Annotated in this window: 16 protein-coding genes, 2 tRNA genes, 3 rRNA genes and 1 pseudogene; 9 read left to right on the plus strand and 13 right to left on the minus strand. The window is 61.2% G+C overall.

What is annotated here, in order from left to right; genetic code table 11:
• Positions 1–35 precede the first annotated feature (35 nt).
• From IF690_RS20120 to IF690_RS20125, 3 genes and pseudogenes are all read left to right on the plus strand, one after another.
• Positions 36–440 carry a DUF1090 family protein gene (locus IF690_RS20120; RefSeq protein ID WP_202697098.1) on the plus strand — a complete coding sequence of 135 codons (405 nt, stop codon included), beginning with the start codon at positions 36–38 and terminating at the stop codon, positions 438–440.
• A 214-nt stretch (positions 441–654) separates the two neighbouring features.
• Positions 655–969 (plus strand): annotated as a pseudogene (locus IF690_RS29355) (PAS domain-containing protein); the annotation flags it as partial.
• A gap of 192 nt (positions 970–1,161) precedes the next feature.
• Positions 1,162–2,220: a methyl-accepting chemotaxis protein gene (locus IF690_RS20125; protein ID WP_502710187.1), complete on the plus strand. Its 1,059-nt coding sequence runs from the start codon at positions 1,162–1,164 to the stop codon at positions 2,218–2,220.
• A gap of 151 nt (positions 2,221–2,371) precedes the next feature.
• On the opposite strand, the gene IF690_RS20130 is transcribed toward IF690_RS20125, so the two are convergent.
• Positions 2,372–2,761 carry an MliC family protein gene (locus IF690_RS20130; RefSeq protein ID WP_202697100.1) on the minus strand — a complete coding sequence of 130 codons (390 nt, stop codon included), beginning with the start codon at positions 2,759–2,761 and terminating at the stop codon, positions 2,372–2,374.
• Here IF690_RS20130 and IF690_RS20135 point away from each other — a divergent pair.
• Entirely contained in the window at positions 2,749–3,096 is a 348-nt protein-coding gene (locus IF690_RS20135; RefSeq protein ID WP_202701774.1) for a hypothetical protein, read from the plus strand. The two genes, IF690_RS20130 and IF690_RS20135, sit on opposite strands and share 13 nt — an antisense overlap.
• A gap of 204 nt (positions 3,097–3,300) precedes the next feature.
• On the opposite strand, the gene IF690_RS20140 is transcribed toward IF690_RS20135, so the two are convergent.
• The 3 genes from IF690_RS20140 to IF690_RS20150 are packed head-to-tail and all read right to left on the minus strand — an operon-like array spanning position 3,301 to position 6,899.
• A complete protein-coding gene (locus IF690_RS20140; RefSeq protein ID WP_202697101.1) occupies positions 3,301–4,326 on the minus strand; it encodes a histone deacetylase family protein in 1,026 nt (341 codons plus the stop codon).
• A 10-nt stretch (positions 4,327–4,336) separates the two neighbouring features.
• The gene (locus IF690_RS20145) at positions 4,337–5,566 is read right to left on the minus strand and encodes a Zn-dependent hydrolase (protein ID WP_202697102.1); all 1,230 of its coding nucleotides are present in this window, start codon (positions 5,564–5,566) and stop codon (positions 4,337–4,339) included.
• Positions 5,567–5,594: 28 nt separating this feature from the next.
• Entirely contained in the window at positions 5,595–6,899 is a 1,305-nt protein-coding gene (locus IF690_RS20150) for an MFS transporter (RefSeq protein WP_202697103.1), read from the minus strand.
• 183 nt (positions 6,900–7,082) lie between these two features.
• On the opposite strand from IF690_RS20150, the gene IF690_RS20155 reads away from it, so the two are divergent.
• Positions 7,083–8,018 (plus strand): LysR family transcriptional regulator, encoded by a 936-nt coding sequence (locus tag IF690_RS20155; RefSeq protein ID WP_202697104.1) that lies wholly within the window; start codon positions 7,083–7,085, stop codon positions 8,016–8,018.
• Here IF690_RS20155 and IF690_RS20160 read toward each other — a convergent pair.
• From IF690_RS20160 to IF690_RS20170, 3 genes are read right to left on the minus strand one after another with little or no spacing between them, the layout of a single operon-like run.
• Complete coding sequence (locus IF690_RS20160) at positions 8,012–8,941, minus strand: 2-hydroxyacid dehydrogenase (RefSeq protein ID WP_202697105.1); 930 nt, start codon at positions 8,939–8,941, stop codon at positions 8,012–8,014. The two genes, IF690_RS20155 and IF690_RS20160, sit on opposite strands and share 7 nt — an antisense overlap.
• Positions 8,938–9,693 (minus strand): class II aldolase/adducin family protein, encoded by a 756-nt coding sequence (locus tag IF690_RS20165; RefSeq protein ID WP_023970507.1) that lies wholly within the window; start codon positions 9,691–9,693, stop codon positions 8,938–8,940. The genes IF690_RS20160 and IF690_RS20165 overlap by 4 nt, the downstream gene beginning before the upstream one ends.
• Positions 9,690–10,991, minus strand: a complete 1,302-nt coding sequence (locus tag IF690_RS20170) for an MFS transporter (protein ID WP_202697106.1) — start codon at positions 10,989–10,991, stop codon at positions 9,690–9,692. Before IF690_RS20170 ends, IF690_RS20165 begins: the two co-directional genes overlap by 4 nt.
• A gap of 155 nt (positions 10,992–11,146) precedes the next feature.
• Between IF690_RS20170 and IF690_RS20175 the strand changes: the two genes are divergently transcribed.
• Positions 11,147–12,133: a LysR family transcriptional regulator gene (locus tag IF690_RS20175; protein ID WP_202697107.1), complete on the plus strand. Its 987-nt coding sequence runs from the start codon at positions 11,147–11,149 to the stop codon at positions 12,131–12,133.
• Position 12,134: 1 nt separating this feature from the next.
• Here the strand turns inward: IF690_RS20175 and mrdA are convergent, their stop codons facing one another.
• Positions 12,135–14,027, minus strand: a complete 1,893-nt coding sequence (gene mrdA, locus IF690_RS20180; protein WP_202697108.1) for a penicillin-binding protein 2 — start codon at positions 14,025–14,027, stop codon at positions 12,135–12,137.
• Between the two features lie 243 nt (positions 14,028–14,270).
• On the opposite strand from mrdA, the gene IF690_RS20185 reads away from it, so the two are divergent.
• Both IF690_RS20185 and IF690_RS20190 read left to right on the plus strand, forming a co-directional pair.
• Positions 14,271–15,203 (plus strand): TIGR03571 family LLM class oxidoreductase, encoded by a 933-nt coding sequence (locus IF690_RS20185; protein WP_202697109.1) that lies wholly within the window; start codon positions 14,271–14,273, stop codon positions 15,201–15,203.
• Complete coding sequence (locus IF690_RS20190; RefSeq protein ID WP_202697110.1) at positions 15,193–16,197, plus strand: zinc-binding dehydrogenase; 1,005 nt, start codon at positions 15,193–15,195, stop codon at positions 16,195–16,197. Before IF690_RS20185 ends, IF690_RS20190 begins: the two co-directional genes overlap by 11 nt.
• Positions 16,198–16,319: 122 nt before the next feature.
• On the opposite strand, the gene rrf is transcribed toward IF690_RS20190, so the two are convergent.
• From rrf to IF690_RS20215, 5 genes are all read right to left on the minus strand, one after another.
• Positions 16,320–16,435: ribosomal RNA gene (gene rrf / locus IF690_RS20195) — 5S ribosomal RNA — on the minus strand.
• Between the two features lie 148 nt (positions 16,436–16,583).
• Positions 16,584–19,475: ribosomal RNA gene (locus IF690_RS20200) — 23S ribosomal RNA — on the minus strand.
• Positions 19,476–19,714: 239 nt separating this feature from the next.
• Positions 19,715–19,790, minus strand: a tRNA-Ala gene (locus IF690_RS20205).
• Positions 19,791–19,816: 26 nt separating this feature from the next.
• Positions 19,817–19,893, minus strand: a tRNA-Ile gene (locus IF690_RS20210).
• 65 nt (positions 19,894–19,958) lie between these two features.
• Positions 19,959–21,495 (minus strand): 16S ribosomal RNA (locus IF690_RS20215).
• The 16S, 23S and 5S rRNA genes sit together here with 2 tRNA genes alongside, the layout of an rRNA operon.
• A 699-nt stretch (positions 21,496–22,194) precedes the next feature.
• On the opposite strand from IF690_RS20215, the gene rhtA reads away from it, so the two are divergent.
• Entirely contained in the window at positions 22,195–23,082 is an 888-nt protein-coding gene (gene rhtA, locus IF690_RS20220; RefSeq protein WP_202697111.1) for a threonine/homoserine exporter RhtA, read from the plus strand.
• Positions 23,083–23,212 lie beyond the last annotated feature (130 nt).

A 23,212-nucleotide genomic window follows, 5' to 3' on the forward strand; every position in this document is an offset into this window, starting at 1 on the left:
TAGCGGCCCGCACGCCTGTCGTATCAAGGACCTTCATGAACGCCCTCACCTCCTTCTCCCTGCTGGCCCTGCTGGGCCTTGCCGTCAGCACGAGCCATGCCCAGGAAGCCCCCGAACCGGCCCCGCCGGAAGCCACCAGCAGTTGCCTGACCCGCGGCGAGACCATCAAGAACAGCCTGGAAAAACTCCTGCCCGACCCTGAGTACCGCCAACTGAGTGGCCTGCAACGGGCGCTGGAACCCCTCAGCCGCTATTGCGACGGCCTGCACTTCGAGCACAACCCGCCCCTGCGCCAGGCCGAGTACCAGGTGATATTGCGCCAGATGGAGCTCGAGGCCGCGCAGCGTTATGGCGACCCGCGCATCATCGACAAGCGCAAGGCACGGCTCACCCACGCCCTGCAAGTCCTGCAATACGCCCTCGGCGCCCACGACAACTGAAGCGGGTTCCTGCCCGTTGAACGTCGCCACCGGCTCGCTCTGGCGCCAGGCTTTTCTCAACAGATTCAACGACCTGCAACTCGCTCGGCGGTATTCGGAATTTTTCGCAGATGGTAATGCAACTAATTGTTATGTAAGGAATTTTCTAACATTTAGCTAAGATTGTTCTGGCTCGTGCCGATGCTTTTTGTAGGACAAAAGGAGCAATCTGGAAATGAGAAACAATCAGCCTGTTACACAACGTGAAGTGGCTTTGGGAACACACCAGAAACTCATCTCCACCACCGATGCCCATGGCGTCATCAGCTACTGCAACGACGCCTTCGTGGACATCAGCGGTTTCGACCGCGATGACCTGATCGGCGCTCCACAGAACATCGTCCGGCACCCGGATGTCCCCCCTGCGGTATTTGCCCATATGTGGGCGGCGCTGAAACAGGGCCAGCCGTGGATGGGCATCGTCAAGAACCGCTCGAAAAACGGCGACCACTACTGGGTCAACGCCTACGTCACGCCGATTTTCGAGGGCAGCCGGATCGTCGGCTACGAATCGGTCCGGGTCAAACCCAGCGCCGAACAGATCCGTCGCGCGCAAGACCTCTACCAGCGCCTCAACCGCCAGCAGCCGGCCATTCCCCGCCGGCATCGCTGGCAACCGGCCCTGCTGGGCTGGGCACCCTTCCTGGCCACGGGCCTGGCCGGTGGCCTGAGCGGCATCTGGCTGCCATCATCCTTGGCGCTGGCGGTGGCCGCCGGGGTCTCCGTGCCCCTGGCGCTGCTGGCGATGCAGCGCCAGAATCATGCCGCCCGGCGCCTGCTGCAACTGGCCGACTCGTCCACCTGCGACCCGTTGATCGCGCAGATGTACAGCGACGCCCACGGCCCCCAGGCGTGCCTGGAAACCGCCTTCGTCAGCCAGGATGCGCGGCTGAAAACCTGCCTCACCCGCCTGCAAGACAGCGCCGAGCAGCTCAATGCCCTGGCCAGCCGCTCCGATACCCTGGCCGGCGACAGCTCCCGCGGCCTGGACCGCCAGCGGGTGGAAACCGAGCAGGTGTCCGCCGCCGTCAACCAGATGGCCGCCACCACCCAGGAAGTGGCCAGCCATGTGCAGCGCACCGCCGATGCCACCCAGGCCGCCAACCAGTTGACCGGCCGTGGGCGCGAAGTGGCGCGCGATACCCGCGAGGCCATCGAACGCCTGTCCCAGGTGGTCGGCGAAACCGGGCAGAACGTCGCGCAGCTGGCCAGGGACAGCAACGAAATCGGCACCGTGGTCGATGTGATCAAGGGCATCGCCGACCAGACCAACCTGCTGGCGCTCAACGCCGCCATCGAGGCGGCCCGCGCCGGGGACATGGGTCGCGGTTTCGCCGTGGTGGCCGACGAAGTGCGCCAGCTGGCCCAGCGCACCGCGCAATCGACCCAGCAGATCCATGACCTGATCACTCAGTTGCAGAGCTCCTCGCAGAACGCCGTGCAGAGTATGCAAAACGGCCAGCGCCAGGCCGAGGAAGGTGTGGCCCGGGTGCTGGAAGCCGACCAGGCGCTGCTGGGCATCAGTGAAGCGGTGGCCAACATCACCGACATGACCACCCAGATCGCCGCCGCCACCGAGGAGCAGAGCGCCGTCGCCGAGGAAATCAGCCGCAACATCAGCACCATCGCGCAACTGGCCGACCAGACCTCGGAGCAGGCCCATCTCTCGGCCGAACTGAGCAAGGAATTGACCCAGACCGCCACCACCCAGTACTCGCTGGTGGAGCGTTTCAACCGTTAGATCTGCGGCGCTTGTGCCGGTCCATCGCGAGCAAGCCCGCTCCTACGAATGATGCGCAACGCCTGCAGGAGCGAGCTTGCTCGCGATGACGGATGGAGGAACAACGCAATAGCCTGGGCCCTCGCCGGCTGGACAATCGCGGTTGCGGGCGTTACTGCGCCTCGGCCTTCTGCTCCTTGCAGTCCTTGAGCAGCTGCTGTTCCTTGGCGGTGTGGTCGGCCTCCAGGAAACTCAACAGGCCGCTGTCGCCCTTGGTGTGCCAGCGGTAGCTATTCTGCTCGTCGTCGGCGACATACAGCGCCCCGGAGCCTGAGCGGGCGATATGCATCGGTATCAGCTGGCCCTTGTAATACAGGGTGGCGAACGAGGCGCCGTTATCGATGTTCAGGTACGCCGCCTGCACCTCTACCCCACCCTCGCAGCGGTAGCTGGCCAGGCTGCTCTGGTACCCCGGCTGCTGCGGCTCGGCCGCAGTCGCCGCGGCCTGGGCGAACAACGGCGCCAGCAGCAAGGTGGTTCCCAGGATCGTTGAAATCTTCACTGCACATCTCCTTGTTCATGCGCCTTTATGACGAGCCCCTTTACGACGGGCCTCTGTACGACGAAGCAGGGCCGCATAAGTTCAGGCCCGGGCACTTACAAGGCATTGGCAATTTGCCACAGCCTGTCTTCGGCCGCTTTCCGTGGCCGAAAATAAAGCCGTTTCAAAAACTGATGAACAGCCTGTCTTGCATGACCGCGCGTACCGCGGATGAAAGCGATTTATTCCAGATCGCCGATATCGCCTCGCTGCTGCTGAGCGATGGCGTGGCGTTGCTGGATGTTGCCCAGGGCAAGGCGATGCACGGGGCGCAGGCAGAGTCTCTAAGCGCTTGAGGCCTCTCCCGACCTCCTCAACGACAGCCTGTTGCAGGCATTAAAAGCCCCTGGATCTTTTGATTCGGGGGCTTTGGCATGAGGGGTGTCCAGAGGCGGCGCGTTATCGTTGACGTCCATCGCGAGCAAGCTCGCTCCTACAGAAGCCCGGCCATCGCCATTCTGTAGCGAGCTTGCTCGCGAAAAATCGCACAGCCACCGCGATCAGCGCTTCCAGGCCCCAGCCTCGGCAAAAAACGCCCGTGCGTTGTCTTCCAGGCTTTCCAGGTGATAGCCGCCCTCCTGCACAATCAGGCATGGCAGGCCGAGGCTGCGGATGCGTTCGCCAAGGTGGGCGAAACCTGTGCGGGTCACCGCGACTTTGCTTTGCGGGTCGAGTTCGTAGATGTCGAAGCCCAGGGACAGCACCAGCACTTGCGCGTCGAAGGTCTTTACCGCCGCCAGGGCGATATCCAGTTGGGTAAGGAAATCGGCTTCGCTTGAGCCGTGGGCCATTGGCAGGTTGAGGTTGTAGCCCAACCCCGCGCCGCTGCCGCGCTCGTCGGCGAACCCGGCGACGCCCGGGTAGAAGTTGGTCGGGTCGCCGTGCACCGAGACGTACAGCACGTCGTTGCGCTCGTAGAAGATTTCCTGGATCCCCTGGCCATGGTGCATATCGGTGTCCAGCACCGCGACCCGGGCGAATTGCTCGCGCAGCACCTGGGCGGCGATCGCCGCGTTGTTCAGGTAGCAGAAACCGCCGGCGGCTTCGGCTCGCGCGTGGTGGCCCGGCGGGCGGCACAGGGCGTAGGCCGCCGGTTCGCCGTCGAGCAGGGCCCGGGCGCCGGCAATCGCGCTTTGCGCCGACCAGTAGGCCGAACGCCAGGTCAGCTCGCCCACCGGGCAGCTGCCATCGGCCAGGTAACGCGCGGCCTGGGCGAGGATGCCACGCAGGGCGTTGGGCTCGCGGACGAAGATGTTCGACATCACCTCCTCGCCCCAGTCCTCGGGAATTTCCTTCCAGCGCTGGTGGGCTTCCTTGAGGAACTGCAGGTACGCCGCACCGTGCACCGCCAGCAGCGGCTCCAGGCCGGCATCCTCCGGCTGGCGCACTTCAAAGCCCAGGGAGTGCGCGGCCTGCACCAGGCGCTGGGCGCGCTCGGGCACTTCCTGGGGCGTGCGCATCTGGCCGCGGGAGTAATAGCTGCGTGGATGGTGCAGCAGCTGTTCGGGGTGGAAAAAACTGCGCATGACCTTCTCCTTAGGCAACCTGGCCGGCACGGGCCAGCACGGCGTTGAGCAAGACGTCGGTGCCCTGGCGCACGTCCTCGGGCAAGACGTCTTCGGCTTCGTTGTGGCTCAGGCCGCCGACGCAAGGGATGAAGACCATGGCCGTCGGGCAGAACCGCGCCAGATGGATCGCGTCGTGGCCGGCGCCGCTGACGATCGATTGTTGAGCGTAGCCCAGGCCGTCCACCGCCTGCTGCACCGCCGCCACGCAGTCGGCATCGAAGGGCGTGGCCGGGCTGATCCAGTGCGGGTTGATGGTCACCTTCAGCTGGCGCTGCTCGGCGATGGCGGCCAGGCGTGCGCGCACCTCCTGCTCCATGGCGGCGATGGCGCTGTCACGGGGGTGGCGCAAATCGACGGTGAACTGCAACAAGCCGGGAATGGTGTTGCGCGAGGACTTGGCGATGCTCAGCTCACCGACGGTGGTCAGGCCCTCGGGGGCGAAATCCGCGGCCAGGGTTTCAATCGCCAGGATCATCTGCGCGGCGCCGTAGAGCGCGTCCTTGCGCAGCGGCATGGGCGTGGTGCCGGCGTGGGCGGCCATGCCTTCGACCTGCACGTCGAGCCAGCGGATCGCCTGGCCGCCGCTGACCACGCCGATGCTCTTGGCGTTGTCTTCGAGGATCGGCCCCTGTTCGATATGCGCCTCGAAATAGGCATCCACTGCCCCGCCCAACGGCCGCGTGCCGCCGTAGCCGGTGGCGTGCAGGGCCTCGGCGACGCTGATGCCGTCGGCGTCGCGCACCGCCAGGGCGGTCTCCAGGTCCATGATCCCGGTGAACACCGCCGAGCCGAACATGGCCGGGGTGAAGCGCGCGCCTTCCTCGTTGGTCCACACCGCCACCTCCAGCGGCTTGCGGGTCTGGATTTGCAGGTCGTTGAGGCGGCGCACCACCTCCAGGCCGGCGAGCACGCCGTACACGCCATCGAAGCGCCCGCCTTCGGGCTGGGTGTCGAGGTGGCTGCCCATCATCACCGGGGCGGCGTCGGGGTCGCTGCCCGGACGACGGGCAAACAGGTTGCCGATGGGGTCGACGCTCAGGCTCATGCCGGCCTCCAGGCACCAGCGGGCGAACAGTTCGCGCCCGGCCTGGTCGTCCTCGCTCAGGGCCAGGCGGCAGCTGCCGCCACGAGCGGTCGCGCCGATTTCGGCCATGGCCATCAGGCTCGCCCACAGGCGTTCGCCGTTGATCTTCAACATGCTTGGGTTCTCCGGATTCGCTAAAGGCTCAAGCCATTTCCAAACGGTGGGCGGCTGCGTGGCGGCGAGCCAGGGCCAGCACGCAGAGCAGCGAGACAGTCGCGATCAGGCTGTAGAACAGCGCCATCGGCCACCACTGGCCGGCGAACCGGTGGGCCAGCCAGGTGCCGATCAGCGGCGTCAGGCCACCGGCCACGGCGCCGCAGACCTGATAGGCCAGGGAGATCGCGGTGTAGCGCACGCGGGTCTCGAACATGCCGCTGACGTAGCCGGCGATCACCGCATAGAAGGACGCCATGCACACCACCGCCAGGGCGATGCCGAGGATGATCAGCGGCGCCTGGCCGCTGCTCACCAGTACGAACATCGGGTACGGCGATGCCATGGCCAGCAACGACACCAGGCACAGGAAACGCGTGGCGCCGAGCCTCTCGGCGCTCCAGGCCGCCAGTGGCTGGATGCAGAACTGGATGATCGCCACCACGAACAGGCATTCCAGGATCAGCGAGCGCGGCAACCCCAGTTGCTGGGTGCTGTAGGCAATCATGAAGGTGTTGGTGAAATACACCCCGGCGATGCCCAGGGTATTGGCGCCGATGCACAGCAGCAGCGGGCGCCAGGCGCCTTGCAGCACCTCCATCACCGGCGCCTGCTCCTTGCGCTGGGCCTGGTGCGCCTGCTCGCGGCTGGCGAGGAATTCCGGCGACTCATTGACCCCCAGGCGAATCGCCAGGCCCACCACCAGCAACAGCGCACTGGCGAGGAACGGCAGCCGCCAGCCCCAGCTCATCAGGTCTTCTTCGGGCAGGCGGGTGACCGCGCTGAAAGCCAGCAGCGACAGGATCAGCCCGGCCGGGCTGCCCAGTTGGGCGAAGGAGGCGAAGAAGTTGCGCCGGCCCTTGGGCGCATGCTCGCCGGCCATCAACACTGCCCCGCCCCACTCGCCACCGACGGCGATGCCCTGGACGATGCGCAGCAGGATCAACAGCACCGGCGCCGCCGTGCCGATCTGTGCATAAGTCGGCAGCAGGCCGATGCACACCGTGACCACGCCCATCATCAGCAGGGTGATCACCAGGGATTTCTTGCGCCCGATGCGATCGCCGATATGGCCGAACACGATGCCGCCCAAGGGCCGGGCGAAGAAGCCCACGGCGAAGGTGCCGAAGGCCGCCATGGTGCTGAACAGGGTGTCGTCGGAAGGGAAGAACAAGGCGCCGAACACCAGCGCCGCGGCGGTGGCGTAGATGTAGAAGTCGTACCACTCGATCATGGTGCCGATAAAGGCGGCGGCCGCCGCACGGCGCGGCTGGGGCGAAGCGGAAGGCTTCATGGATCGTGCTCCTTTGATTATTTTTCTGGCAGGAGAGAACGGGATCGGCAGAGGCGCTCTGGCGGCGCCTGTCTGGGAGGGATTTATCGTCGCGGGCCTATAATTAGTCAATTTTCTATTTATTATGCTGATTATTACTGCTGCTTATTATCAGCCCTGTACTTCGACCCAGAGCCCTGTACCATGTCCAATCGCCTGCCCGACCGCCTGCTCAACGACCGCCTGGACTGGAACCTGCTGCGCACCTTCCGGGTGATCGGCCAGGAGCTGAGCATCAGCCGCGCGGCCGCCCGCCTGCACCTGACCCAGCCGGCGGTGAGCCAGGCCCTCAAGCGCCTGGAGGAACAATTGGGCCGCCAGTTGATTGCCCGGCGCGGGCCACGTTTTGCCCTGACCGAAATCGGCGAGCAGATCTTCCACCTGGCCGGCGAGATCTACGGGCAGATGTCCCAGGTCAGCGGCGTGCTGGAGCAGCCGGCCGACGAGGTGATCGGCAAGGTGCGCCTGCTGATGATCAGCCGGATCTTTTCCGAGCGTTTCGATGACTTCCTCGCCGACTTCCACCGCCAGCATCCGCGGGTCGACCTGGAGATCGAGGTGATGCGCAGCTCGGACATCGTCAGCGCCCTGCAGGAAAAAACCGCGACCCTCGGCCTGAGCCTCAACCGCCGGCCCCAGCCACGCCTGGAACAGCGGTTGTTCCTGCGCCAGCGCTATGCGTTTTTCTGTGGCAAGCACCATGCCCTGTTCGGCCAGCACAATGTGGCCGAAGGGGATTTGCAGCGGGAGAACTTCGTCAGTTTCACCAGCGACCAGATCGGCGGCATGCTCTCGCCACTGACCATCTTTCGCGACCAGCAGGGCTTCAGCGGGCGTATCGTCGCCTCGTCGCCAAGCCTGGAGGAAGTGCGGCGCCTGGTGATCGCCGGCTATGGCATCGGCTGCCTGCCCGAGCATGTGGTGGCGGCCGACGTCGAAGCCGGGCTGCTGTGGCGCCTGCCGCCCGACGAAGGCATCGCCGACGTCGACATCCATCTGCTGTGGAACCGCGAACAGCGCATGAGCCGCGCCGAGACGGTCTTTATCGAAGCCTTGCAGGCCTGCCTGGGCGCTCAGTAACCCTGGGCCCGGTCCACCTCGTTCAGCAACGGCTCGCCAGCTTGCAGGCGCCGCAGGTTGTCCGCCACTTGCTCGGCGATGCAATCGTGGGAGGCCGCCGAGGCCATGTGCGGAGTGAGGGTGACCCCGGGCGTGGTCCACAGCGGATCATCGGCCGGCAGTGGTTCCTGCTCGAACACGTCGAGCAAGGCGCCGCGCAGTTGGCCGCTGGCCAGGGCCTGGCGCAAGTCGCCGAGGTTGAGGTGGCCGCCCCGGCCGACATTGACCAGCGCCGCGCCGCGGGCCAGCCGGGCGAAGCTGTCTCGCCCGAGAATGCCGCGGGTCTCGGCAGTCAGCGGCAACAGGTTGATCAGCAGTTCCACTTCATCGAGAAAGGGCTGCAGTTGCCCCGGCCCGACGAAGGTCTGCACCCCCGTCAGGCTCTTGGCACTGCGGGCCCAGCCGCGCACATCGTAGCCGGCGGCGGCCAGGTCGAGGGCGATGGCGCTGCCCAGGGAACCCAGGCCCATGACCCCGACCTTGAACTGCCGCGCCGGCCGTTGCAGCGGTCGCTCCCAGTGCCGTTCGCGCTGTTGCTCCAGCACCCGGTCGAAGCCGCGGTGATAGTGGATCACCGCCCAGCGCAGGTATTCGGTCATGCCCTGGCGGTGCCCCGGGTCCACCACCCGGCAGATCGGCAGGTCCGGGCATGAAGGGTCGTGCTCCAGGTGGTCGATGCCCGCGGCCACCGAGTGAATCACTTGCAGGTTGGGCAAGCGCCCCAGGCTGCCGGCGGGTGGAAACCAGCAAGCGGCGACCTGCGCCTGGGCGGCACGCGGATCGTCGGCCAGCACCGCCTGCACCTGTGGCGCACAGCGGGCGAAAGCGACCTGCAATGGCTTGAGCAACAGGCTGTCGCGGGACAGCAGCACCACGATGCTCATGACAGATAGGACTCGCGCTGGGATTCGATCAGGGTCAGGGCGGCCTCCCAGGCCAGTTCGATGATGTTGTCGGCGTCGTCGCGCTCGAACTGCTCGGCGGTGTGGGCGCAGACCTCCGGCGACGGGTAGTTCAGCTCGCAACCGCCGGCCAGCGCCTGGACCTGGGCCTGGCAGGCGCGTTCGAGGAAATGGATCTCCTGGAAGGCATGGGCGACGCTGGCACCGCCCACCAGCAGGCCGTGGTTGCGCAGGATCATCGCCTTGTGCGGACCGAGGTCGGCGATCAAGCGCTCGCGCTCGTCCAGGGACAGGGCGATGCCTTCATAGGTGTGGTACGCCAGCTTGCCGTAGAACTTCAGCGCATGCTGGCTGATGGGCAACAGCCCCTGCTTCTGCGCGGCCACCGCCATGCCGGCGGCGGTGTGGGTGTGGATCACGCAGTTGAGGTCCGGGCGCGCCATGTGGATCGCCGAGTGAATGACGAAGCCGGCGGCGTTGACCCGATGCCCGGCGTAGTGCGGGTCGACGATGCGCCCTTGCGGGTCGATGCGCACCAGGTCGCTGGCACGCATGCGGTCGAAGATGACCCCGTAGCGGTTGATCAAAAAGTGATGTTCCGGCCCTGGAATGCGCAGGGTGATGTGGGTGTCGATCAGGTCGGTCATGCGAAAGTGCGCGACCAGTCGATACAGGGCCGCCAGCTCGCAGCGGGCCTGCCATTCAATCGGGCTCATGTGTTCGGGTTTGCTCACGAATACACCTCTTGGGCAGCGTGGTGGACAGTCGGGTTGGCGCGCAGCCGGGCCAGGCCGCAGACGCCGATCAATGACAGGGCCGACAACAGGCTGAAGAACACCGCCAGCGGCAGCCACTGCCCGGAGAACTGGCTGGCCAGCAAGGTGCCGATCAGCGGCGTGCTGCCACCGGCGACCGCGCAGGCCAGTTGATAGGCGATGGAGATCCCCGAGTAGCGCAGGTGCACCGGGAAGGCCTGAGTCATGTAGCCGGCGATCACCGCGTACAGCGCCGAGAGGATCACCACCGCCAGGGCGATGCCGAGGGTCATCAGCACAATGTCCTGGGTGCCGACCAACAGGAACATCGGGTACGGCGTGGCCATGCACAGCAGCGCCACCCACTTGAGGAAACGCCCTTCGCCGATACGCTCGGCCAGCAGCGCGGAGATCGGCTGCGACAGCAGCTGGACGATCGTCACCAGGAACAGGCAATCGAGAATGGTCGCCCGGGAAATGCCCTGGTACTGGGTGACGTAGGTGATCATGAAGGTGTTGGTGAAGAAGAAACCGGCCGAGCCGATGGTCACCGCGGCGGCGGCGAACAGGATCTGCTTCCAGCAACTGCGCAGCACCTCCATTACCGGGTACTGGGCGGTTTCGTGATTGTCCCGGGCCTTGGCGAACTCCGGCGACTCGTGCACGCCGGAGCGGATCATCAGGCCGAACATCATCAGCACGCCGCTGGCGAGGAACGGCAGGCGCCACCCCCAGTCGAGGAAGTCCCGCTGGTCCAGGCCGGTCACCAGGCGGAAGGCGATCAACGCCAGCAGCAGGCCGGCCGGGCTGCCGAGTTGGGCGAAGGAGGCGTAGAAGGTCTTGCGCCTGGCCGGGGCATGTTCGCTGGCCATCAGCACCGCCCCGCCCCACTCGCCGCCCACGGAAATGCCCTGGACGATGCGTAGCACGATCAGGCCGATGGGTGCCCAGATGCCGATGCTGGCATAGCTGGGCAGCAGGCCGATGCCGGTGGTGGCCAGGCCCATCAGCGCCATGGTCACCAGCAGCATTTTCTTGCGCCCGAGGCGATCGCCCAGGTGGCCGAACACCATGCCCGCCATGGGCCGGGCGATGAAGCCCACGGCGAAGCTGCCGAAGGCTGCCAGGGTGCTCATCACCGGGTCGCTGCTGGGAAAGAACACCTGACCGAGGACCAGGGCCGCCGCCGTGGCGTAGATGTAGAAGTCGTAGAACTCGATGGTCGTGCCAATAAAGGCCGCCGCCGCGGCTCGGCGCGGTTGAGGGGTGGTGTGCATGCAAGGACCCTGTGTATTTGTAGTTTTGGGCAGGTGCGGAAGGCTTGGATCACGACGCTCTTTGGCGCTTGTGGGCTTTATCGCCGGCGTGCCAGGATTAGTCAATTTTCAAATCCTTATCCTTGCTATTAGCACAGCTACTAGATGGAGCCAGCATGCCCACCCCTCTCTCCACGTCCAACCCCTGGGTCGGCCGGCGTTTCCTCAACGATCGCCTGGACTGGAACCTGCTGCGCACCTACCTGGTGATCGGCCAGGAAGGCAGCATGAGCCGCGCCGCCGCGCGCCTGCACATCACCCAGTCGGCGGTCAGCCAGGCCCTCAAGCGCCTGGAGGAACAGCTCGATTGCGTGTTGATCGCCCGTAGCGGACGGCGCTTCGAGTTGACGGAAACCGGGGAAGAAGTGCTGCGCATCGCCACCGATATCTACGGCGATATTTCCCGCCTGGGCACCGTCGTGGAGAGCCGCAACGACGACGTGGTGGGCAAGATCCGCATCCTCACCGTCAGCGGCGTGCAGGCGCCGCACTATGACGAGTTCCTCGCCGATTTCCATGAAGCCCACCCGAAAATCGAGCTGGAAGTCGAGGTGATGGGCAGCTCGGACATCATCAGTTCATTGCTGCAAAAGACCGCGACCCTGGGGGTCGGGTTGTGCCGTCTGCCGCAACCCAGGCTGGAACAGCGGGTGCTGTTTCGCGAGCGCTATGCCTACTTCTGCGGCCAGCGTCACCACCTGTTCGGCCAGCAGGGCCTGAGCCTGCAACAACTGGCCAACGAGAACTTCGTCAGCTTCACCAGCGACCAGCTGGGGGGCAACCTGTCACCGCTGACGCTGTTTCGCGACCAGCAGGGCTTTACCGGCAAGATCGTCGCCTCCTCCACCAGTTTCGAAGAAATTTATCGCCTGGTCTGCGCAGGGTTCGGTATCGGCTGCCTGCCGATCCACCTGGTCAAACGAGATGTCGAACAAGGGCTGCTCTGGCGTTTGCCGCCGGACGAGGGCGTGGTGGATTTCGATATCCAGCTGCTGTGGCACCGGGAACAGAAGATGAGCCAGGCCGAAACCCTGTTCCTGGACAGCATCCAGCACATGCTCAGTATCCGTGAGCAGGTGCCGGACAGCCTGATGCTCAAATGACTCAGGCGTGGGGAACGTCCGGCCCCTTGCCGGGGCTGGCGTATTGCGGCTTCAGGTGGCCTTGCTGATCGAGCAGCCAGGCATCCATGACCTGACGCACCACAGGGCCCGCGACCCGACCACCGGCCTCGCCGTTTTCGATCATCACCGCCACCACGATCTGTGGGTGCTCGGCCGGGGCGAAACCGACGAACAAGGCATTGTCCCGATGACGCTCGCGGGTCTTGAGCCGGTTGTAACGCTCGCCCTGCTTGATCGCCACCACCTGCGCCGTACCGCTCTTGCCGGCGATGCGGTATTGCGCGCCGGCCGCTGCGTCGCGCGCGGTGCCCCGGGGCGCGTGCATCACCATCTGCATGCCGTGGCTGACCTGGTCCCAGTCGGCCGGATCCTTGAGCCGGATGTTCGGCATCGGGTGTTCGTCCACCGGTGCCACGCCATCGACGGTCTTGGCCAGGTGAGGACGGTTCCACACGCCCTTGTTGGCGATCAGCGCCGTCGCCTGGGCCAGTTGCAGCGGCGTGACCTGCATGTAGCCTTGGCCGATACCGAGGATCACCGTCTCGCCGGGGAACCACGGCTGGCGCCGAGTGGCGCGCTTCCAGGCCTGGGATGGCATCAGTCCCGGCGCTTCCTCGAACATGTCCAGGGAGACTTTCTCGCCCAGGCCGAACATCGCCAGGTAATCGTGCAGGCGATCGATACCGAGCTTGTGCGCCAGGTCGTAGAAGTAGGTGTCGTTGGAACGCATGATCGCCGCGTCCAGGTCTACCCAACCGTCGCCACTGTGGTTCCAGTTGCGGTATTTGTGGTCGACGTCCGGCAGTTGGTAGTAACCCGGATCGAACACCCGGGTCGAGGCGTTGACCACCCCGGAATCCAGCCCGGCGATCGCCACTTCCGGCTTGATGGTCGAGCCTGGCGCATACAGGCCGCGCAGCACGCGGTTGAACAGCGGCCGGTCGATGGAGTCGCGTAACGCGCTGTACTCCTTGAAGCTGATGCCGGTGACGAACAGGTTCGGGTCGAAGCTCGGCTTGCTGACCATGGCCAGCACTTCGCCGGTCTGCGGATCGAGGGCCACCACCGATCCGCGACGGTCGCCCAGGGCCGCCTCGGCCGCTTCCTGCAACTTCACGTCGAGGCTGAGCACGATGTTTTTCCCAGGGATCGGATCGGTGTGCTTGAGCACCCGCATGACCCGGCCCTGGGCGTTGGTTTCCACCTCTTCATAGCCGACATGGCCATGCAGCTCGGACTCGTAGAACCGCTCGATCCCGGTCTTGCCGATCGACTGGGTGCCGCGGTATTCCACCGAGTCCAGGACCTTGGCTTCCTTCTCGTTGATGCGCCCGACATAGCCGATGGAATGGGCGAAGTGCGCGCCCATCGGGTAGTGCCGCACAAACTGCGCCTCGACCTCCAGCCCCGGCAAGCGGTACTCGTTGACCGCCAGTACGGCGATCTGCTCTTCGGTCAGTTCATAGAACAGGGTGACCGGCACGAATGGATGGCGTGACTGCTTCAGTGCCTTGTCGAACAGGACGCGGTCTTCGGCGGGCAGGTGCAGCAGGCTGACCACCTGGTCCAGCTCGCCTTTGAGGTCGGTGGTGCGCTCGCGGGTGAGGGTCAGGTTGAAACTGGGGCGGTTGTCGGCCAGCAGCACGCCGTTGCGATCGTAGATCAGGCCGCGAGTCGGGGTGATGGGCAGCACGTGCACACGATTGTTTTCGGAAATGGTCGAGTGATAGTCGAACTCGACCACCTGCAGGAAGTACAGGCGCCCGATCAGGGTACAGGTGATCGCGACCACCAACAGGGCACAGGCCAACAGTCTTTTGTTGACCAGCTGCGTCTCTTTTTCGTGGTCTTTGATCGGTATCGGTTCAGGCATTGCTACAGCTTCTCGTGGAATAGTGAACGCTGGTCCGTGCGGGTGACTGTCGGTCCCTTGAAAAGCGAGCTGCACCATACCAAAAAGCGCCCCGGCGCTTTCATGAAGAATTCGGCCGATTCGTGATGCCCGCTCAAGATTGTTGTTCCGATTCATGCATTTTTCCGTGGGCCGGGCCTGGGGATACTGCTGCCCTGTGATCCCTATGACCGTCTTGCCACGGGCGAGACGCTGGAGCCCTTCATGCACCCTCGTTTTCAACGCCTGCTTGGCAGGAACAATTTTTCCATCGGCCTGGAACTGCCCCTGGACAATGACTGGTCGAGCGATGGCCAGCGCCTGCGCCAGATCGAAGGTCGCCCTTTCGGCGTGCCAGACCTCAAGCACCATGCAACCCTCGCCCGCCTGGCGGACCAGGCCGGCTTTCGCGCGCTGTGGGTACGTGACGTGCCGGTGTACGACCCGAATTTCGGCGATGCCGCTCAGGTCTTCGAAACCTTTTCCTACCTCGGCTACCTGACCGGTATCACGCAGAACATCATGCTCGGGACCGCCGCGGTGGTCCTACCGCTGCGTCAGCCGTGGCTGACCCTCAAGGCGGCCAACAGCATCGACGAGCTGAGCGATGGTCGCTTGCTGCTGGGGGTCGCCAGTGGCGACCGGCCGATGGAGTATCCGCTGTTCGGCGTCGATTACGCCCAGCGGGGGGAGCTCTTCCGCGATGCTGTCGAGCTGCTGCACAGCCAGGGGCAGGATCGGCTGCCCGAGGGCGCGCACCTGCTGCCACAGCGTCCTGAAGCCGCACCGCTGCTGGTGGCCGGGCTGGGCCAGCAATCGCCGGCCTGGATCGGCGAGCACATGGACGGCTGGCTGGCCTACCCGGGCACCCCGGAAGAACACCGGCGACGCGCCGCACTCTGGCGGGAGGTCGGTGGGGACAAGCCCTATATCAGCTTCATCCATCTGGACCTCGCCGCCGATCCGCATGCGCCCATGCAGCGCCTGCGTTTTGGTGGGCTTTGTGGGCGCCTGGCGCTGATCGACGAGTTGCAGGCCCTGCGAGAAGCGGGCGTGCAGCATGTCGGCCTGCATCTGCGGCGCAGCGAACGCCCGGTGGCCGAGGTCATCGAGGAAATTGCCGAATTCGTACTGCCGAGGTTTCACCATGTCAACTGAATACAACGCCTGGGGCTGGACCGCAGGGGCCGGCCTGGAAGGCCTTCAACTGATCCGCAAGGTATTGCCACAACCGGGGCCCAAGGAAGTGTTGATCGCCAATACCGCGATCGCTCTCAACCCGGTGGACTGGAAGATCATCGAGTGGGGGCATGCCGATTGGCATAGCGGCCGGGTGCCTGGTGTCGATGGTATCGGTGTGGTGGTGGCCGTGGGAGCCGCAGTGACGCTGAAGGTCGGGACGCGGGTGGCTTATCACCAGTCGCTGAGCCGTGATGGTAGCTTCGCCGAGTATTGCCTGCTCGATGCCGATGCGGCGCTGCCGATTCCTGACTCACTGGATGACGCGGTTGCCGCCAGCCTGCCCTGCCCCGGCCTGACCGCCTTGCAGGCGCTGGATAAAGTCCCCGTCATGGGTGCCTCTGATGTGCTGGTGGTGGGGGCCGGCGGAGCAGTGGGTTCACTGCTGGTTCAATTGGCGGCACAACGCGGTTTGCGAGTGTGGGCGACGGCGTCCGCCAAGCATCATGCGCGCTTGCTGGCGCAGGGCGCGGTCGGGGTCTTCGACTATCAGGCAGACACTTGGCAAACCGAACTGCAATCACGGTTGGGGGAACGTCGCCTGCATGCGCTGTTCGATACCGTCAGCGGCGCTCATGCGCGCAGCCTGGCAGCGCTGCTGGGCTATAACGGGCACCTGGTGTGCATTCAGGATCGTCAGGAGACGGCGCCATTGCCGGCGTTCAGCACCGCGATCTCACTCCACGAGGTGGCTCTCAACAGCATTCACGCTTATGGCAGCCGGGCCGACTGGCAACAGCTACGTCAGTACGCCGAACAACTGATGAGCCAAACCGTGTCGGGTCTTCTGCAACCTGCACCGCTGATTGAATTCGACTTCAACCAATTGCCGGAGAAACTGCGGGCATTGAAGAGTGCTGAGCAGCATGGCAAGTGGGTAGCCCGCCTAACACACAGCAGCCTGGTACGTTAACGCCGGTCAAGGGTGCCTTCGGCTTGAGATAGTGCTTGAGTCGAAGGGCGCTGCTCTCCGGTTTTTCTACGCGCAAAAGACAAAACCCCAACTGCTTTCGCAATTGGGGTTTCGGAATTTAATCTTGACGATGACCTACTCTCACATGGGGAAACCCCACACTACCATCGGCGATGCATCGTTTCACTTCTGAGTTCGGGATGGGATCAGGTGGTTCCAATGCTCTATGGTCGTCAAGAAATTCGGTGTGCCAACTCGTCTTTCGACGCTTCGGCAAATTGGGTATGTAATAGCTTTATGGTGCTGTTGTGAGTCGTGCAAACTTTCGGTTCGTTTCGTCTTCACACACCGCAATCCGCTGTTTAAGCAAATTGCTTGGGTGTTATATGGTCAAGCCTCACGGGCAATTAGTATTGGTTAGCTCAACGCCTCACAGCGCTTACACACCCAACCTATCAACGTCGTAGTCTTCGACGGCCCTTTAGGGAACTCAAGGTTCCAGTGAGATCTCATCTTGAGGCAAGTTTCCCGCTTAGATGCTTTCAGCGGTTATCTTTTCCGAACATAGCTACCCGGCAATGCCACTGGCGTGACAACCGGAACACCAGAGGTTCGTCCACTCCGGTCCTCTCGTACTAGGAGCAGCCCCTCTCAAATCTCAAACGTCCACGGCAGATAGGGACCGAACTGTCTCACGACGTTCTAAACCCAGCTCGCGTACCACTTTAAATGGCGAACAGCCATACCCTTGGGACCGGCTTCAGCCCCAGGATGTGATGAGCCGACATCGAGGTGCCAAACACCGCCGTCGATATGAACTCTTGGGCGGTATCAGCCTGTTATCCCCGGAGTACCTTTTATCCGTTGAGCGATGGCCCTTCCATACAGAACCACCGGATCACTAAGACCTACTTTCGTACCTGCTCGACGTGTCTGTCTCGCAGTCAAGCGCGCTTTTGCCTTTATACTCTACGACCGATTTCCGACCGGTCTGAGCGCACCTTCGTACTCCTCCGTTACTCTTTAGGAGGAGACCGCCCCAGTCAAACTACCCACCATACACTGTCCTCGATCCGGATGACGGACCTGAGTTAGAACCTCAAAGTTGCCAGGGTGGTATTTCAAGGATGGCTCCACGCGAACTGGCGTCCACGCTTCAAAGCCTCCCACCTATCCTACACAAGCAAATTCAAAGTCCAGTGCAAAGCTATAGTAAAGGTTCACGGGGTCTTTCCGTCTAGCCGCGGATACACTGCATCTTCACAGCGATTTCAATTTCACTGAGTCTCGGGTGGAGACAGCGCCGCCATCGTTACGCCATTCGTGCAGGTCGGAACTTACCCGACAAGGAATTTCGCTACCTTAGGACCGTTATAGTTACGGCCGCCGTTTACCGGGGCTTCGATCAAGAGCTTCGCGTTAGCTAACCCCATCAATTAACCTTCCGGCACCGGGCAGGCGTCACACCCTATACGTCCACTTTCGTGTTTGCAGAGTGCTGTGTTTTTAATAAACAGTCGCAGCGGCCTGGTATCTTCGACCGGCATGGGCTTACGGAGCAAGTCCTTCACCCTCACCGGCGCACCTTCTCCCGAAGTTACGGTGCCATTTTGCCTAGTTCCTTCACCCGAGTTCTCTCAAGCGCCTTGGTATTCTCTACCCAACCACCTGTGTCGGTTTGGGGTACGGTTCCTAGTTATCTGAAGCTTAGAAGCTTTTCTTGGAAGCATGGCATCAACCACTTCGTCACCTGAAAGGTAACTCGTCATCAGCTCTCGGCCTTGGAACCCCGGATTTACCTAAGATTCCAGCCTACCACCTTAAACTTGGACAACCAACGCCAAGCTGGCCTAGCCTTCTCCGTCCCTCCATCGCAATAACTAGAAGTACAGGAATATTAACCTGTTTTCCATCGACTACGCTTTTCAGCCTCGCCTTAGGGACCGACTAACCCTGCGTCGATTAACGTTGCGCAGGAAACCTTGGTCTTTCGGCGTGGGTGTTTTTCACACCCATTGTCGTTACTCATGTCAGCATTCGCACTTCTGATACCTCCAGCAAGCTTCTCAACTCACCTTCACAGGCTTACAGAACGCTCCTCTACCGCATCACTTACGTGATACCCGTAGCTTCGGTGTATGGTTTGAGCCCCGTTACATCTTCCGCGCAGGCCGACTCGACTAGTGAGCTATTACGCTTTCTTTAAAGGGTGGCTGCTTCTAAGCCAACCTCCTAGCTGTCTAAGCCTTCCCACATCGTTTCCCACTTAACCATAACTTTGGGACCTTAGCTGACGGTCTGGGTTGTTTCCCTTTTCACGACGGACGTTAGCACCCGCCGTGTGTCTCCCATGCTCGGCACTTGTAGGTATTCGGAGTTTGCATCGGTTTGGTAAGTCGGGATGACCCCCTAGCCGAAACAGTGCTCTACCCCCTACAGTGATACATGAGGCGCTACCTAAATAGCTTTCGAGGAGAACCAGCTATCTCCGAGCTTGATTAGCCTTTCACTCCGATCCACAGGTCATCCGCTAACTTTTCAACGGTAGTCGGTTCGGTCCTCCAGTCAGTGTTACCTAACCTTCAACCTGCCCATGGATAGATCGCCCGGTTTCGGGTCTATACCCAGCGACTAAACGCCCTATTAAGACTCGCTTTCGCTACGCCTCCCCTATTCGGTTAAGCTCGCCACTGAATATAAGTCGCTGACCCATTATACAAAAGGTACGCAGTCACAGAACAAAGTCTGCTCCCACTGCTTGTACGCATACGGTTTCAGGATCTATTTCACTCCCCTCTCCGGGGTTCTTTTCGCCTTTCCCTCACGGTACTAGTTCACTATCGGTCAGTCAGTAGTATTTAGCCTTGGAGGATGGTCCCCCCATATTCAGACAAAGTTTCTCGTGCTCCGTCCTACTCGATTTCATGACTAAGAGACTTTCGCGTACAGGGCTATCACCCACTATGGCCGCACTTTCCAGAGCGTTCCGCTAATCTCAAAGCCACTTAAGGGCTAGTCCCCGTTCGCTCGCCACTACTAAGGGAATCTCGGTTGATTTCTTTTCCTCAGGGTACTTAGATGTTTCAGTTCCCCTGGTTCGCTTCTTGCACCTATGTATTCAGTACAAGATAACCATCTTATGATGGCTGGGTTCCCCCATTCAGACATCTCCGGATCAAAGTCTGTTTGCCGACTCCCCGAAGCTTTTCGCAGGCTACCACGTCTTTCATCGCCTCTGACTGCCAAGGCATCCACCGTATGCGCTTCTTCACTTGACCATATAACCCCAAGCAATCTGGTTATACTGTGAAGACGACATTCGCCGAAAATTCGCGATTAAACTCACAAATTTTACCTTAGCCTGAATAAACACCAGTGAAAGTGCCATTCAGTCTATCTTTCTATCACATACCCAAATTTTTAAAGAACGATTCTGATAAAGATCAGAAATCAACATTCATCGCCTATCAGCGGAATGCTCATTTCTAAGCTTTAAACGATGGACACCAATCTGTAATGGTGGAGCCAAGCGGGATCGAACCGCTGACCTCCTGCGTGCAAGGCAGGCGCTCTCCCAGCTGAGCTATGGCCCCGTATCGCTACAGGGTGCACCAGTAATTGGTGGGTCTGGGCAGATTCGAACTGCCGACCTCACCCTTATCAGGGGTGCGCTCTAACCAACTGAGCTACAGACCCAATCGTCTTCTTCAATGAATCAAGCAATTCGTGTGGGAGCTTATGAAGCAGCTGATGTCGTCGATTAAGGAGGTGATCCAGCCGCAGGTTCCCCTACGGCTACCTTGTTACGACTTCACCCCAGTCATGAATCACACCGTGGTAACCGTCCTCCCGAAGGTTAGACTAGCTACTTCTGGTGCAACCCACTCCCATGGTGTGACGGGCGGTGTGTACAAGGCCCGGGAACGTATTCACCGCGACATTCTGATTCGCGATTACTAGCGATTCCGACTTCACGCAGTCGAGTTGCAGACTGCGATCCGGACTACGATCGGTTTTGTGGGATTAGCTCCACCTCGCGGCTTGGCAACCCTCTGTACCGACCATTGTAGCACGTGTGTAGCCCAGGCCGTAAGGGCCATGATGACTTGACGTCATCCCCACCTTCCTCCGGTTTGTCACCGGCAGTCTCCTTAGAGTGCCCACCATAACGTGCTGGTAACTAAGGACAAGGGTTGCGCTCGTTACGGGACTTAACCCAACATCTCACGACACGAGCTGACGACAGCCATGCAGCACCTGTCTCAATGCTCCCGAAGGCACCAATCCATCTCTGGAAAGTTCATTGGATGTCAAGGCCTGGTAAGGTTCTTCGCGTTGCTTCGAATTAAACCACATGCTCCACCGCTTGTGCGGGCCCCCGTCAATTCATTTGAGTTTTAACCTTGCGGCCGTACTCCCCAGGCGGTCAACTTAATGCGTTAGCTGCGCCACTAAGAGCTCAAGGCTCCCAACGGCTAGTTGACATCGTTTACGGCGTGGACTACCAGGGTATCTAATCCTGTTTGCTCCCCACGCTTTCGCACCTCAGTGTCAGTATCAGTCCAGGTGGTCGCCTTCGCCACTGGTGTTCCTTCCTATATCTACGCATTTCACCGCTACACAGGAAATTCCACCACCCTCTACCATACTCTAGCTCGCCAGTTTTGGATGCAGTTCCCAGGTTGAGCCCGGGGATTTCACATCCAACTTAACGAACCACCTACGCGCGCTTTACGCCCAGTAATTCCGATTAACGCTTGCACCCTCTGTATTACCGCGGCTGCTGGCACAGAGTTAGCCGGTGCTTATTCTGTCGGTAACGTCAAAATACTCACGTATTAGGTAAGTACCCTTCCTCCCAACTTAAAGTGCTTTACAATCCGAAGACCTTCTTCACACACGCGGCATGGCTGGATCAGGCTTTCGCCCATTGTCCAATATTCCCCACTGCTGCCTCCCGTAGGAGTCTGGACCGTGTCTCAGTTCCAGTGTGACTGATCATCCTCTCAGACCAGTTACGGATCGTCGCCTTGGTGAGCCATTACCTCACCAACTAGCTAATCCGACCTAGGCTCATCTGATAGCGCAAGGCCCGAAGGTCCCCTGCTTTCTCCCGTAGGACGTATGCGGTATTAGCGTCCGTTTCCGGACGTTATCCCCCACTACCAGGCAGATTCCTAGGCATTACTCACCCGTCCGCCGCTCTCAAGAGGTGCAAGCACCTCTCTACCGCTCGACTTGCATGTGTTAGGCCTGCCGCCAGCGTTCAATCTGAGCCATGATCAAACTCTTCAGTTCAAACATCTTTGGGTTTTGAGAAAACCCTAAACTTGGCTCAGCAATCGTTGGTTACATCTTTGATTTCTCGCGGAGCAACTTGTGATGCTGATAATCTTTCTGACTATCAGTCTGACTCCACAAGCACCCACACGAATTGCTTGATTCAGTTGTTAAAGAGCGGTTGGTTAAGTCTTTCGTCTCAACCGAGGCGCGCATTCTACAGCAGCCTCTGCATCTGTCAAGCGGTTATTTTAAGAAGTTTTCAAAGTTTCCTTTGCAACTTCAACCACTTGCGCTTCCGATCTCTCGTCAGCGGGAGGCGAATTCTACAGCGTTACACGCTGCTGTCAACACCTCTTTTTCTCCGCTTTCGACCGAGAAGATCGAACCGTCAATTCGGCGAAAACACGCTGCCGAACCGACTCCTTCGGGCTTCGATGAACTGAAGCGTGCCGCTGCCGAAAACCTCGTAACTCGTTGAATCTCAAGGAGTTTTCCGTTTCGACTGCGCCGGAAGTGGGGCGAATTATAGACTTCCAGAATCTGCCGTCAACCCCTAATTTTTCTTTTCTATCAATAACCTGCAAAAACAGATGAATTCTCCTCTATATAAGAAGAGCAGAAACACCATGAGCAATATATTGCTCAAGCGTTCTTAGTTAAGCATCATGTCGGCGCACCGAACCTACCGCCCTCTGATCCGGATGATGCCTTGCCATGAATGACCAGCCCCACAGACTAGCCTCGACCCTGTTCCCGGTGGGACTGCTGCTTATTGCCATGGCGTCCATCCAGTCCGGCGCCTCACTGGCCAAAAGCATGTTCCCGATCGTGGGCGCACAAGGCACCACCACACTGCGCCTGATCTTCGCCAGCATCATCATGCTGCTGCTATTGCGCCCGTGGCGCGCGAAGCTCACCGCCAAGTCCCTGCGTACCGTCATCGTCTACGGCATGGCGCTGGGTGGAATGAACTTCCTCTTCTATATGTCGCTACGCAGCGTTCCTCTGGGAATCGCCGTGGCCCTGGAGTTCACCGGCCCACTTGCCGTGGCCATTTATGCTTCGCGAAAAGCCATCGACTTTCTCTGGATCCTCCTGGCGGTTATCGGCCTTCTACTGTTGATCCCTACCAGCGATACCAGCGCCGGCATCGACCTGATCGGCGCAAGCTATGCCTTGGGGGCTGGTGTGTGCTGGGCGCTTTACATTCTGTTCGGGCAAAAAGCCGGAGCCGATAACGGCGTCCAAACCGCAGCACTGGGCGTAATGATCGCCGCTTTGTTCGTTGCCCCAATCGGTATCGTGCATGCCGGGGCTGCCTTGCTGACACCCGGCCTGATTCCCATCGCCATCGGCGTGGCCATTCTGTCCACCGCCCTACCCTATAGCCTGGAGATGGTCGCCCTGACCCGAATGCCGGCGAGAACCTTCGGCACGCTGATGAGTATCGAGCCAGCTTTCGGGGCTCTATCCGGGCTACTGTTCCTCCACGAGTACCTGTCTCTCGCGCAGTGGCTGGCAATTGCCTGCATCATCCTGGCGTCAGTGGGCGCGACCCTGACCATGCGCAGCGAATCGAAACCTTTGGTAGCGGCGGATTGATTCGCGGCTGTACATAGCTCTGGCATTTGCCGCTCAATTAGGCCATGTTTAGGCGCTGTAACTCAGCGCCAGTCATGGATTTTTCGGGCAAGGACCGCACAGACGCTAACGCAGTCGAACCCGGACAGCA

The organism is Pseudomonas sp. SK3(2021), from assembly GCF_016772375.1.
GTDB lineage: Bacteria > Pseudomonadota > Gammaproteobacteria > Pseudomonadales > Pseudomonadaceae > Aquipseudomonas > Aquipseudomonas chlororaphis_I.